3 protein-coding genes, 2 tRNA genes and 6 rRNA genes are annotated in these 14,979 nt (G+C 44.8%); all 11 read right to left on the bottom strand.

Features of this window, described 5'->3' with window-relative positions; all coding sequences use genetic code 11:
- Positions 1-137: 137 nt before the first annotated feature.
- Positions 138-253, bottom strand: a 5S ribosomal RNA gene (gene rrf, locus AC3WSO_RS01210).
- 186 nt (positions 254-439) lie between these two features.
- A 23S ribosomal RNA gene (locus tag AC3WSO_RS01205) occupies positions 440-3,367 on the bottom strand.
- A gap of 180 nt (positions 3,368-3,547) precedes the next feature.
- A 16S ribosomal RNA gene (locus AC3WSO_RS01200) occupies positions 3,548-5,099 on the bottom strand.
- The 16S, 23S and 5S rRNA genes sit together here, the layout of an rRNA operon.
- Before the next feature lie 312 nt (positions 5,100-5,411).
- A complete protein-coding gene (locus AC3WSO_RS01195; RefSeq protein ID WP_492528072.1) occupies positions 5,412-6,305 on the bottom strand; it encodes a patatin-like phospholipase family protein in 894 nt (297 codons plus the stop codon).
- A gap of 192 nt (positions 6,306-6,497) precedes the next feature.
- Entirely contained in the window at positions 6,498-8,180 is a 1,683-nt protein-coding gene (locus AC3WSO_RS01190) for a methyl-accepting chemotaxis protein (protein WP_492528070.1), read from the bottom strand.
- A 36-nt stretch (positions 8,181-8,216) separates the two neighbouring features.
- The gene (locus tag AC3WSO_RS01185) at positions 8,217-9,392 is read right to left on the bottom strand and encodes an ATP-grasp domain-containing protein (RefSeq protein ID WP_492528068.1); all 1,176 of its coding nucleotides are present in this window, start codon (positions 9,390-9,392) and stop codon (positions 8,217-8,219) included.
- Positions 9,393-9,718: 326 nt separating this feature from the next.
- A 5S ribosomal RNA gene (gene rrf, locus AC3WSO_RS01180) occupies positions 9,719-9,834 on the bottom strand.
- A gap of 184 nt (positions 9,835-10,018) precedes the next feature.
- Positions 10,019-12,946 (bottom strand): 23S ribosomal RNA (locus AC3WSO_RS01175).
- 89 nt (positions 12,947-13,035) lie between these two features.
- A tRNA-Ala gene (locus AC3WSO_RS01170) sits at positions 13,036-13,111 on the bottom strand.
- A gap of 12 nt (positions 13,112-13,123) precedes the next feature.
- Positions 13,124-13,200 (bottom strand) — tRNA-Ile (locus AC3WSO_RS01165).
- Between the two features lie 94 nt (positions 13,201-13,294).
- Positions 13,295-14,846 (bottom strand): 16S ribosomal RNA (locus AC3WSO_RS01160).
- Between the last annotated feature and the right edge of the window lie 133 nt (positions 14,847-14,979).

Here is a 14,979-nt window from a genome sequence, read left to right as displayed (position 1 = left end):
TAATTTCTTCTACATTTCGTATATAAATATTAGTTAAGCTCTTCTTATTTTAAGCAAGTTTTGTGGAATTATTGATAATTTATTAAGGTTTTTCAAAAAAAAAAAAAACAGTCAGCACACAGCTGACTGTTTACATTGCCTAGCGACGTCCTACTCTCACAGGGGGAAGCCCCCAACTACCATCGGCGCTAAAGAGCTTAACTTCCGTGTTCGGTATGGGAACGGGTGTGACCTCTTTGCCATCATCACTAGACTATTTTCGGCTTTCAATATACGTCGCATTTCTTCGTCAGCTTCAGTCGTTCAGTCAGTCACGTACTTAAGTACGCTCCTTCCCTCTCTCCATCGCTTCCTCGAACTACTCGTATCTTGAAACCCTATATGAAAGAAATTGTTCTTTCAAAACTGGATAAACGGTTCATTGAATGTTTCAAACATGTTGGTTAAGTCCTCGATCGATTAGTATTCGTCAGCTCCATGTGTCACCACACTTCCACCTCGAACCTATCTACCTCATCGTCTTTGAGGGATCTTACTTACTTGCGTAATGGGAAATCTCATCTTGAGGGGGGCTTCATGCTTAGATGCTTTCAGCACTTATCCCGTCCACACATAGCTACCCAGCGATGCCTTTGGCAAGACAACTGGTACACCAGCGGTGTGTCCATCCCGGTCCTCTCGTACTAAGGACAGCTCCTCTCAAATTTCCTACGCCCACGACGGATAGGGACCGAACTGTCTCACGACGTTCTGAACCCAGCTCGCGTACCGCTTTAATGGGCGAACAGCCCAACCCTTGGGACCGACTACAGCCCCAGGATGCGATGAGCCGACATCGAGGTGCCAAACCTCCCCGTCGATGTGGACTCTTGGGGGAGATAAGCCTGTTATCCCCGGGGTAGCTTTTATCCGTTGAGCGATGGCCCTTCCATGCGGAACCACCGGATCACTAAGCCCGTCTTTCGACCCTGCTCGACTTGTAGGTCTCGCAGTCAAGCTCCCTTGTGCCTTTACACTCTACGAATGATTTCCAACCATTCTGAGGGAACCTTTGGGCGCCTCCGTTACCTTTTAGGAGGCGACCGCCCCAGTCAAACTGTCCGCCTGACACTGTCTCCTGCCCCGCTAAGGGGCATGGGTTAGAATTTCAATACAACCAGGGTAGTATCCCACCGACGCCTCCTTCGAAGCTGGCGCTCCGAGATCTCTGGCTCCTACCTATCCTGTACAAGTTGTACCAAAATTCAATATCAGGCTACAGTAAAGCTCCACGGGGTCTTTCCGTCCTGTCGCGGGTAACCTGCATCTTCACAGGTACTATAATTTCACCGAGTCTCTCGTTGAGACAGTGCCCAGATCGTTACGCCTTTCGTGCGGGTCGGAACTTACCCGACAAGGAATTTCGCTACCTTAGGACCGTTATAGTTACGGCCGCCGTTTACTGGGGCTTCAATTCGCAGCTTCGCTTGCGCTAACCACTCCTCTTAACCTTCCAGCACCGGGCAGGCGTCAGCCCCTATACGTCACCTTACGGTTTTGCAGAGACCTGTGTTTTTGCTAAACAGTCGCCTGGGCCTATTCACTGCGGCTCTCATGCGCTTGCACGCTCAAGAGCACCCCTTCTCCCGAAGTTACGGGGTCATTTTGCCGAGTTCCTTAACGAGAGTTCTCTCGCACACCTTAGGATTCTCTCCTCGACTACCTGTGTCGGTTTGCGGTACGGGCACCTCTCACCTCGATAGAGGCTTTTCTTGGCAGTGTGAAATCAGGAACTTCGTCCATACGGACTCGCCATCACAGCTCAACGTTACAGTGTGCGGATTTGCCTACACACACGCCTTACTGCTTGGACGCGCATATCCAACAGCGCGCTTACCCTATCCTACTGCGTCCCCCCATTTCTCAAACGGTGAGGAGGTGGTACAGGAATATCAACCTGTTGTCCATCGCCTACGCCTATCGGCCTCGGCTTAGGTCCCGACTAACCCTGAGCGGACGAGCCTTCCTCAGGAAACCTTAGTCATACGGTGGACGGGATTCTCACCCGTCTTTCGCTACTCATACCGGCATTCTCACTTCTAAGCGCTCCACCAGTCCTTCCGATCTGACTTCAACGCACTTAGAACGCTCTCCTACCACTGACATCGTAGATGTCAATCCACAGCTTCGGTGAATCGTTTAGCCCCGATACATTTTCGGCGCAGCGTCACTCGACCAGTGAGCTATTACGCACTCTTTAAATGATGGCTGCTTCTAAGCCAACATCCTGGTTGTCTGTGCAACGCCACATCCTTTTCCACTTAACGATTACTTTGGGACCTTAGCTGGTGGTCTGGGCTGTTTCCCTTTTGACTACGGATCTTATCACTCGCAGTCTGACTCCCGTGTATAAATATCTGGCATTCGGAGTTTGTCTGAATTCGGTAAACCGGGATGGCCCCCTAGTCCAAACAGTGCTCTACCTCCAGTATTCTCATCACGAGGCTAGCCCTAAAGCTATTTCGGAGAGAACCAGCTATCTCCAAGTTCGATTGGAATTTCTCCGCTACCCACACCTCATCCCCGCACTTTTCAACGTGCGTGGGTTCGGGCCTCCAGTAAGTGTTACCTCACCTTCACCCTGGACATGGGTAGATCACCTGGTTTCGGGTCTACGACCACGTACTATTTCGCCCTATTCAGACTCGCTTTCGCTGCGGCTCCGCCTTCTAAAGCTTAACCTCGCACGTAATCGTAACTCGCCGGTTCATTCTACAAAAGGCACGCTATCACCCATTAACGGGCTCTAACTACTTGTAGGCACACGGTTTCAGGATCTCTTTCACTCCCCTTCCGGGGTGCTTTTCACCTTTCCCTCACGGTACTGGTTCACTATCGGTCACTAGGTAGTATTTAGCCTTGGGAGATGGTCCTCCCGGATTCCGACGGAATTTCACGTGTTCCGCCGTACTCAGGATCCACTCAGGAGAGAACGAACTTTCGACTACAGGGCTTTTACCTGCTCTGGCGGACCTTTCCAAGTCGCTTCATCTAACTCGCTCTTTTGTAACTCCGTATAGAGTGTCCTACAACCCCAAGAGGCAAGCCTCTTGGTTTGGGCTCTTCCCGTTTCGCTCGCCGCTACTCAGGGAATCGATTTTTCTTTCTCTTCCTCCAGGTACTTAGATGTTTCAGTTCCCTGGGTCTGCCTTCAAGACGCTATGTATTCACGTCAAGATACTACGCGATTAAACGTAGTGGGTTCCCCCATTCGGAAATCTCCGGATCAAAGCTCACTTACAGCTCCCCGAAGCATATCGGTGTTAGTGCCGTCCTTCATCGGCTCCTAGTGCCAAGGCATTCGCCGTGCGCCCTTAATAACTTAACCAAGTTATTAAGCCTATAAAAAACTTAAAAAATAAATGTGTTTGTTACTATTTCAATGTCGTTTTATCCAGTTTTCAAAGAACAAGTTTTGAAGTATTTCATTCAGAAGAATGAACCTTCAAAACTGAACGCAAAACGTAATCTTACAAACCCTAGGTTTGTATTCCGAAAATATCCTTAGAAAGGAGGTGATCCAGCCGCACCTTCCGATACGGCTACCTTGTTACGACTTCACCCCAATCATCTATCCCACCTTCGGCGGCTGGCTCCAAAAGGTTACCCCACCGACTTCGGGTGTTACAAACTCTCGTGGTGTGACGGGCGGTGTGTACAAGGCCCGGGAACGTATTCACCGCGGCATGCTGATCCGCGATTACTAGCGATTCCGGCTTCATGTAGGCGAGTTGCAGCCTACAATCCGAACTGAGAACGACTTTATCGGATTAGCTCCCTCTCGCGAGTTGGCAACCGTTTGTATCGTCCATTGTAGCACGTGTGTAGCCCAGGTCATAAGGGGCATGATGATTTGACGTCATCCCCACCTTCCTCCGGTTTGTCACCGGCAGTCACCTTAGAGTGCCCAACTAAATGATGGCAACTAAGATCAAGGGTTGCGCTCGTTGCGGGACTTAACCCAACATCTCACGACACGAGCTGACGACAACCATGCACCACCTGTCACCGTTGTCCCCGAAGGGAAAACCATATCTCTACAGTGGTCAACGGGATGTCAAGACCTGGTAAGGTTCTTCGCGTTGCTTCGAATTAAACCACATGCTCCACCGCTTGTGCGGGCCCCCGTCAATTCCTTTGAGTTTCAGTCTTGCGACCGTACTCCCCAGGCGGAGTGCTTAATGCGTTAGCTGCAGCACTAAGGGGCGGAAACCCCCTAACACTTAGCACTCATCGTTTACGGCGTGGACTACCAGGGTATCTAATCCTGTTTGCTCCCCACGCTTTCGCGCCTCAGCGTCAGTTACAGACCAGAAAGTCGCCTTCGCCACTGGTGTTCCTCCAAATCTCTACGCATTTCACCGCTACACTTGGAATTCCACTTTCCTCTTCTGCACTCAAGTCCCCCAGTTTCCAATGACCCTCCACGGTTGAGCCGTGGGCTTTCACATCAGACTTAAAGGACCGCCTGCGCGCGCTTTACGCCCAATAATTCCGGACAACGCTTGCCACCTACGTATTACCGCGGCTGCTGGCACGTAGTTAGCCGTGGCTTTCTAATAAGGTACCGTCAAGGTACAGCCAGTTACTACTGTACTTGTTCTTCCCTTACAACAGAGTTTTACGATCCGAAAACCTTCTTCACTCACGCGGCGTTGCTCCATCAGGCTTTCGCCCATTGTGGAAGATTCCCTACTGCTGCCTCCCGTAGGAGTCTGGGCCGTGTCTCAGTCCCAGTGTGGCCGATCACCCTCTCAGGTCGGCTACGCATCGTCGCCTTGGTGAGCCGTTACCTCACCAACTAGCTAATGCGCCGCGGGCCCATCTTATAGCGACAGCCGAGACCGTCTTTCAGTATTTCACCATGAAGTAAAATAGATTATTCGGTATTAGCCCCGGTTTCCCGGAGTTATCCCAAACTATAAGGTAGGTTGCCCACGTGTTACTCACCCGTCCGCCGCTAACGTCAAAGGAGCAAGCTCCTTTTCTGTTCGCTCGACTTGCATGTATTAGGCACGCCGCCAGCGTTCGTCCTGAGCCAGGATCAAACTCTCCATAAAAGAAATTTGATTAGCTCAAATTGTTTTGCTGGCATCATGTTTGATGTCCAAAATTTTGTTTCGTTCACCAACTCAAGGTTAGCTACTAAAAACTTTATTGATTACGTTTTGCTTGTTCAGTTTTCAAGGTTCATTTATAATCATTATCTCTTTTGTTAAGAGCTAACTTTTATATAATAACATGTTTTATACATAATGTCAAACAGTTATTTGATTTTTATATTGTTCTAGTTGCATGTTCATCAGCAACTTTTATATAATATCATCTACCTCATAGAACGTCAATAGTATTAATACATTTTTTTAAAAGTTTTATAACTTATATCTCGGCCACGTTTTTAAAAATTGAATCGTACGGTTTCTTCCAATTTCTAAAAGTGTTTCTTTAGTCTCCTCGTCTAAATCAAATTGTGTGGCGCTATAATCATCAACAGGAATAAAAATAATATCTCTTTCATGCCGTCTTGAGATATATCTTTCATCATGAGCATCTTTCATAGTAGAGAATAAAGCTTCAAATAAATTTAATCCATTTTTAATTTCATGTGGGTGTTGTTCTTCTCTACGTCTACTTAATTTAAGTCCGATAATCGGTCGTACTTTACGTCCTTCTCTATCATCAAATACCCACAACGGAAAATTACTCAATACACCGCCATCTACAATAACTGATTCTCCTTTTCCTGTTTTTAATGTAACGGGTTCAAAGAAAAATGGTATACCACAACTCATACGTAAAGCACACGCAACTGAAAAATTTTTAGCATCAATTTGATATTTTTGTAAATCATCCGGTAACACAATCATTCTGCCATTTGTTAAATCTGAGGCCACTAACTTTAATGAATCTCTAGGTAAATCTCCGAATGTATAAACGCCTTTTGCTGCTAATTTCTGAAAAAACCATTTTTCTAATGCTTTTCCTTTATATAAACCTAAATGGTGATAAACATTAACCCACTTCATAAATGGGAATGGTAATATTGTTTTCCTTGGATCTAGTAATGAAGGTACATCCAACTCTTCTAACATAGTCTGGATTTCATTCCCTTTATATCCTGCAGCAATAAAAGCTGCTAATATAGCCCCAGCACTTGTTCCAGCTACCCGTTTAAAGCGAAAATTCTGAGCTTCTAGTACTTGATACGCCCCAACAAGTGCAAACCCCTTCAAACCGCCACCAGAAAAAACACCATCAATCCACAAAATTTCCTCTCCTTTTTAAGGTGATCGTTTCATTATATAAAGAGTTATATACAATTAGAACGAACTCAATGAGTATTTTGTCGAATTAACAAACGCCTTTTATACTGGCAGACGGATCTAAAAATAGTAAAAGGATTAGCTCTGTTCAAGTTAGAGCTAATCCTTTTAACTTAGTTAATGTTATTGCTTAGATTACTTAATTTTAAAATGTGCAATTTGACCTTTCAAGTTTTCAACCATATCATTTACTTGATTAGCTGTTCCTAGCATTTCTTCCATAAAAGCAGATTGCTCTTGCATAGTTGAAGCAATATTTTGGGTACCTGCTGATGTTTGCTCCAATGATTGCACAGTTGCCTCAGTAGTCCCTAATACTTGTTCAGAGCTTGCTGATATTTGTTCTACTGTTGAAGCAATTGATTGCGTTCGCATGCTAATGTTTGAAATTAGAGATGATATTTTTTGGAAAGTATCTCCAGCCAATCTTATTGCGACAGTCTCTTGATCAATTTCATCTACTACTCTCGTAATAGCTTCAACCGATTCATTAGAATTGTTTTGCATTTCAGAGATTAATTTAGTTATATCATTAGCAGATTGGGCAGATTGTTCTGCTAAATGTCTTATTTCATCTGCGACAACAGCAAAGCCTTTTCCGTATTCACCTGCACGAGCAGCCTCAATAGCTGCATTTAGTGCCAGTAAATTAATTTGATCTGAAATATTTGTAATTACATTTGTAATTTGTCCCACTTCTTTAGAACGTTGATGCATTTGTTCTGTCATTTGCATAGAGGCTTTTGAAAGCTCGTTAATTGAATCAATTCCTTGTACGGATTGTTGAATGACATTATTACCTTGATTAGATTCTTCAGATGTCTTAATAGATTCATCAGAGACGTTTGTAGTAGATTCTGTAATTTCTACTATTCCCTCTGATATTTCTCTAATCGCAATTTGATTCTGAATAGCTCCAGTTGTTACCATTTCACTACTTACTGAAACTTCCTGAATTGCTGCTGATACCTGATTAGCCATTTCTGTCACTTGCTCTATACTTTGAGTCAATTCTTTAGACCCGTTTGCTACATAGTCTGCTGTTGAAGATACATGACCTATAACTTCTTTTAGCTGTACTTGCATACTATTAAAACTTGATGCAAGTTGACCAATTTCATCATTACTTGTATTTTTTATTTCCTGTGTTAAATCACCAGCTGCAATTACTTTAGTATAATCTACAAGTTCATTTAATGGTTTAGAAATTCTTTTAGCAGTGAAATACGCTAGTATACCACTTACCACAATAAATATTAGCGCTAATAATACACATACTTTTATTAATAAATTTTCTAGATCAACTATAAAATCTGCATCTTCATCTAATCCTAAGACAGAATCTGTCCCTTGAACTTGTAAGAATGTAGACTTATGAGCGCCGTAATCATCTTTATAAATATCACTTGTAACCATTTTAGTTGTACCTAGCGCTGCTTTTTGTTCATCTGTAAACGCTAGTGGTGATAAATACTTATCGTCATTACCTAAAAATAAAATGACTTCTTTATTATCTACTTTACTCATAATATATACATTTTCTAAATCATACTCTTCTTGAAATGCATTTCCTCTAGACAATAGTTCTTGATATGCACTTTTGTTTGTTTTAGCACTATTGATTAATTCTTTATCAAATAAATCATTAAAGTCCTCCATTTTCATTGTTAAGCTCTCTTCAAACTGAGGAATAATATACCCGTCAATTAAACGAGCAGCTACAATAAAAATGGCTAAGCTAAAAATTGTGCTTATAACAACAATAGGCATTAATACGTTTAATAATATTTTTTTTCTAATTGTCATACCTTTAAACATGATTAACGCTCCTAACTGCAATAAAAAAATTATTCATTAGTAAACAAATACCAATTCTTTTAACGTTATATATTGATTCAAATCTAAATTCAATAACCTTATATTTTCATTTAAATCCGGTGACTTATGGAAGATTACAGCAAAAGTAGAGCTTTCATTTACTTTCATTGGTCGGTATTCTAAAATTTCACCAAAGTTTAATTTAAACGCTTCATGATTAATAGATACAACTTGCTTACAATCAATAGAAGCATCTATTTCAGCACAACAAAAACTATAAATTGAATCATCCATTTGATTAACTATATTTCCCCAATCAGGCTTTTCTTGTTTAAAAAAGTACTCACATGCATTTACACCATATGCATGAACGCCAAGTTCATTTGTACCGATACCAGCAAATCTAAGTGGATTTACTTCAATAGGAACAATCTGTTCATCATTATCGATGCGAATTTCAATATGTATTGGGGCAGACTTTAAAGCGAAGAACGACGAAATAGTTCTTAAAAACTCTTGAATTTTGTTGAGGGACTCATTTATTACTTGCTTACTCGTATAGTAAATTCTATCGCTCATGTCTTTCTCATGCCTAAACATTCTTTTAAAAAGATTTAGGATAACAGGTTCCCCGTCTTCTGTAAAATATACGTCAACTGCGTATTCATCGCCTTCAATTAATTTTTCAATTATAAATGATTGATTATTAATAACTTCGATTGGATACTCTGAACTTGTAACTTCCATTTCAAACTTAAGTTTTTTAATAGTTTCTTTATATTCTTCTACCTTATCAATACGATGTACACCTATACTTGAATATCCTATAACAGGCTTAACAATAATAGGGAAAGGTAGAGCACTAGGATCTAATTCTTCTAATTCTTTTAGAGAAACTTCTGTGAAAAAGAAATCTTTATAATGTCTACTTAATGTTTTCCTGAAAGTAACTTTATTTTTCAAAATATCTGTAACAGTTGTTAAATAGTGATTAGGCGCATATTTTGATAAAATATTAAGTCCATTTTCAGAGTTAAAGAGAATTGGCGAATTCCCCTTCTCTAATTCAATCAACAAATCGTCTACCTTTTTTAAATTTATAGTAGATTCGTTTGGTATAAAAACTTCGTTTAATTTGATTACCGGAATTTTATTCTTACTAATTGTATTCGCTAATAATTCCGAAACATAAGGTCTATCTAGTATTATCAATATTTACACTCCTATCCATATATTTTTTACATATCTATAGTATGTAAAAATAACTATTACCTATTTTAATATATAATACCTATAAAAGCCATAATATTACCTTTTAATACTATGGGTAATATTACATCGGAATTAATATGAAAGCATAATGAAATATCTAAATACTAATAAGTATATTTGACTATATAAGGATTAACTTTTGCTAAAGTAAGTAATTAAAAAAATCGAGAAGCTTAAATTAGCTTCTCGATTTTTTACTATTGGTTAATTACTATTAGTATAATTTTATAAAAAAAACAGCCAGCACACAGCTGACTGTTTACATTGCCTAGCGACGTCCTACTCTCACAGGGGGAAGCCCCCAACTACCATCGGCGCTAAAGAGCTTAACTTCCGTGTTCGGTATGGGAACGGGTGTGACCTCTTTGCCATCATCACTAGACTATTGTCGACCTCCAATACACGGCGTATTACTACGTCAGCTTCTCTCGCTCAATCAGTCACGTACAGAGGTACGCTCCCTCATTCACTCGTTTGCTTCCTTGTACTACTTGTGTCTTGAAGCTCTTTTAGAAAGTTTGTTCTTTCAAAACTGGATAAACGGTTCATTGAATGTTTCAAACATGTTGGTTAAGTCCTCGATCGATTAGTATTCGTCAGCTCCATGTGTCACCACACTTCCACCTCGAACCTATCTACCTCATCGTCTTTGAGGGATCTTACTTACTTGCGTAATGGGAAATCTCATCTTGAGGGGGGCTTCATGCTTAGATGCTTTCAGCACTTATCCCGTCCACACATAGCTACCCAGCGATGCCTTTGGCAAGACAACTGGTACACCAGCGGTGTGTCCATCCCGGTCCTCTCGTACTAAGGACAGCTCCTCTCAAATTTCCTACGCCCACGACGGATAGGGACCGAACTGTCTCACGACGTTCTGAACCCAGCTCGCGTACCGCTTTAATGGGCGAACAGCCCAACCCTTGGGACCGACTACAGCCCCAGGATGCGATGAGCCGACATCGAGGTGCCAAACCTCCCCGTCGATGTGGACTCTTGGGGGAGATAAGCCTGTTATCCCCGGGGTAGCTTTTATCCGTTGAGCGATGGCCCTTCCATGCGGAACCACCGGATCACTAAGCCCGTCTTTCGACCCTGCTCGACTTGTAGGTCTCGCAGTCAAGCTCCCTTGTGCCTTTACACTCTACGAATGATTTCCAACCATTCTGAGGGAACCTTTGGGCGCCTCCGTTACCTTTTAGGAGGCGACCGCCCCAGTCAAACTGTCCGCCTGACACTGTCTCCTGCCCCGCTAAGGGGCATGGGTTAGAATTTCAATACAACCAGGGTAGTATCCCACCGACGCCTCCTTCGAAGCTGGCGCTCCGAGATCTCTGGCTCCTACCTATCCTGTACAAGTTGTACCAAAATTCAATATCAGGCTACAGTAAAGCTCCACGGGGTCTTTCCGTCCTGTCGCGGGTAACCTGCATCTTCACAGGTACTATAATTTCACCGAGTCTCTCGTTGAGACAGTGCCCAGATCGTTACGCCTTTCGTGCGGGTCGGAACTTACCCGACAAGGAATTTCGCTACCTTAGGACCGTTATAGTTACGGCCGCCGTTTACTGGGGCTTCAATTCGCAGCTTCGCTTGCGCTAACCACTCCTCTTAACCTTCCAGCACCGGGCAGGCGTCAGCCCCTATACGTCACCTTACGGTTTTGCAGAGACCTGTGTTTTTGCTAAACAGTCGCCTGGGCCTATTCACTGCGGCTCTCATGCGCTTGCACGCTCAAGAGCACCCCTTCTCCCGAAGTTACGGGGTCATTTTGCCGAGTTCCTTAACGAGAGTTCTCTCGCACACCTTAGGATTCTCTCCTCGACTACCTGTGTCGGTTTGCGGTACGGGCACCTCTCACCTCGATAGAGGCTTTTCTTGGCAGTGTGAAATCAGGAACTTCGTCCATACGGACTCGCCATCACAGCTCAACGTTACAGTGTGCGGATTTGCCTACACACACGCCTTACTGCTTGGACGCGCATATCCAACAGCGCGCTTACCCTATCCTACTGCGTCCCCCCATTTCTCAAACGGTGAGGAGGTGGTACAGGAATATCAACCTGTTGTCCATCGCCTACGCCTATCGGCCTCGGCTTAGGTCCCGACTAACCCTGAGCGGACGAGCCTTCCTCAGGAAACCTTAGTCATACGGTGGACGGGATTCTCACCCGTCTTTCGCTACTCATACCGGCATTCTCACTTCTAAGCGCTCCACCAGTCCTTCCGATCTGACTTCAACGCACTTAGAACGCTCTCCTACCACTGACATCGTAGATGTCAATCCACAGCTTCGGTGAATCGTTTAGCCCCGATACATTTTCGGCGCAGCGTCACTCGACCAGTGAGCTATTACGCACTCTTTAAATGATGGCTGCTTCTAAGCCAACATCCTGGTTGTCTGTGCAACGCCACATCCTTTTCCACTTAACGATTACTTTGGGACCTTAGCTGGTGGTCTGGGCTGTTTCCCTTTTGACTACGGATCTTATCACTCGCAGTCTGACTCCCGTGTATAAATATCTGGCATTCGGAGTTTGTCTGAATTCGGTAAACCGGGATGGCCCCCTAGTCCAAACAGTGCTCTACCTCCAGTATTCTCATCACGAGGCTAGCCCTAAAGCTATTTCGGAGAGAACCAGCTATCTCCAAGTTCGATTGGAATTTCTCCGCTACCCACACCTCATCCCCGCACTTTTCAACGTGCGTGGGTTCGGGCCTCCAGTAAGTGTTACCTCACCTTCACCCTGGACATGGGTAGATCACCTGGTTTCGGGTCTACGACCACGTACTATTTCGCCCTATTCAGACTCGCTTTCGCTGCGGCTCCGCCTTCTAAAGCTTAACCTCGCACGTAATCGTAACTCGCCGGTTCATTCTACAAAAGGCACGCTATCACCCATTAACGGGCTCTAACTACTTGTAGGCACACGGTTTCAGGATCTCTTTCACTCCCCTTCCGGGGTGCTTTTCACCTTTCCCTCACGGTACTGGTTCACTATCGGTCACTAGGTAGTATTTAGCCTTGGGAGATGGTCCTCCCGGATTCCGACGGAATTTCACGTGTTCCGCCGTACTCAGGATCCACTCAGGAGAGAACGAACTTTCGACTACAGGGCTTTTACCTGCTCTGGCGGACCTTTCCAAGTCGCTTCATCTAACTCGCTCTTTTGTAACTCCGTATAGAGTGTCCTACAACCCCAAGAGGCAAGCCTCTTGGTTTGGGCTCTTCCCGTTTCGCTCGCCGCTACTCAGGGAATCGATTTTTCTTTCTCTTCCTCCAGGTACTTAGATGTTTCAGTTCCCTGGGTCTGCCTTCAAGACGCTATGTATTCACGTCAAGATACTACGCGATTAAACGTAGTGGGTTCCCCCATTCGGAAATCTCCGGATCAAAGCTCACTTACAGCTCCCCGAAGCATATCGGTGTTAGTGCCGTCCTTCATCGGCTCCTAGTGCCAAGGCATTCGCCGTGCGCCCTTAATAACTTAACCAAGTTATTAAGCCTATAAAAAAACTTAAAAAATAAATGTGTTTGTTACTATTTCAATGTCGTTTTATCCAGTTTTCAAAGAACAATAATTGGTGGAGCCTAGCGGGATCGAACCGCTGACCTCCTGCGTGCAAGGCAGGCGCTCTCCCAGCTGAGCTAAGGCCCCAAGAGGTATATATGGTGGGCCTAAATGGACTCGAACCATCGACCTCACGCTTATCAGGCGTGCGCTCTAACCAGCTGAGCTATAGGCCCTCTTAGAAGTTTTATATATAGTCATAAACCTTCAAAACTGAACGCAAAACGTAATCTTACAAACCCTAGGTTTGTATTCCGAAAATATCCTTAGAAAGGAGGTGATCCAGCCGCACCTTCCGATACGGCTACCTTGTTACGACTTCACCCCAATCATCTATCCCACCTTCGGCGGCTGGCTCCAAAAGGTTACCCCACCGACTTCGGGTGTTACAAACTCTCGTGGTGTGACGGGCGGTGTGTACAAGGCCCGGGAACGTATTCACCGCGGCATGCTGATCCGCGATTACTAGCGATTCCGGCTTCATGTAGGCGAGTTGCAGCCTACAATCCGAACTGAGAACGACTTTATCGGATTAGCTCCCTCTCGCGAGTTGGCAACCGTTTGTATCGTCCATTGTAGCACGTGTGTAGCCCAGGTCATAAGGGGCATGATGATTTGACGTCATCCCCACCTTCCTCCGGTTTGTCACCGGCAGTCACCTTAGAGTGCCCAACTAAATGATGGCAACTAAGATCAAGGGTTGCGCTCGTTGCGGGACTTAACCCAACATCTCACGACACGAGCTGACGACAACCATGCACCACCTGTCACCGTTGTCCCCGAAGGGAAAACCATATCTCTACAGTGGTCAACGGGATGTCAAGACCTGGTAAGGTTCTTCGCGTTGCTTCGAATTAAACCACATGCTCCACCGCTTGTGCGGGCCCCCGTCAATTCCTTTGAGTTTCAGTCTTGCGACCGTACTCCCCAGGCGGAGTGCTTAATGCGTTAGCTGCAGCACTAAGGGGCGGAAACCCCCTAACACTTAGCACTCATCGTTTACGGCGTGGACTACCAGGGTATCTAATCCTGTTTGCTCCCCACGCTTTCGCGCCTCAGCGTCAGTTACAGACCAGAAAGTCGCCTTCGCCACTGGTGTTCCTCCAAATCTCTACGCATTTCACCGCTACACTTGGAATTCCACTTTCCTCTTCTGCACTCAAGTCCCCCAGTTTCCAATGACCCTCCACGGTTGAGCCGTGGGCTTTCACATCAGACTTAAAGGACCGCCTGCGCGCGCTTTACGCCCAATAATTCCGGACAACGCTTGCCACCTACGTATTACCGCGGCTGCTGGCACGTAGTTAGCCGTGGCTTTCTAATAAGGTACCGTCAAGGTACAGCCAGTTACTACTGTACTTGTTCTTCCCTTACAACAGAGTTTTACGATCCGAAAACCTTCTTCACTCACGCGGCGTTGCTCCATCAGGCTTTCGCCCATTGTGGAAGATTCCCTACTGCTGCCTCCCGTAGGAGTCTGGGCCGTGTCTCAGTCCCAGTGTGGCCGATCACCCTCTCAGGTCGGCTACGCATCGTCGCCTTGGTGAGCCGTTACCTCACCAACTAGCTAATGCGCCGCGGGCCCATCTTATAGCGACAGCCGAAACCGTCTTTTAGTATTTCACTATGAAGTAAAATAGATTATTCGGTATTAGCCCCGGTTTCCCGGAGTTATCCCAAACTATAAGGTAGGTTGCCCACGTGTTACTCACCCGTCCGCCGCTAACGTCAAAGGAGCAAGCTCCTTCTCTGTTCGCTCGACTTGCATGTATTAGGCACGCCGCCAGCGTTCGTCCTGAGCCAGGATCAAACTCTCCATAAAAAGAAATTTGATTAGCTCAAATTGTTTTGCTGGCATCATGTTTGATGTCCAAAATTTTGTTTCGTTCACCAACTCAAGGTTAGCTACTAAAAACTTTATTGATTACGTTTTGCTTGTTCAGTTTTCAAGGTTC

This window comes from Lysinibacillus sp. EB106-09-02-XG168, assembly GCF_058791475.1.
This window is presented reverse-complemented; position numbering and strand designations above follow the sequence as displayed.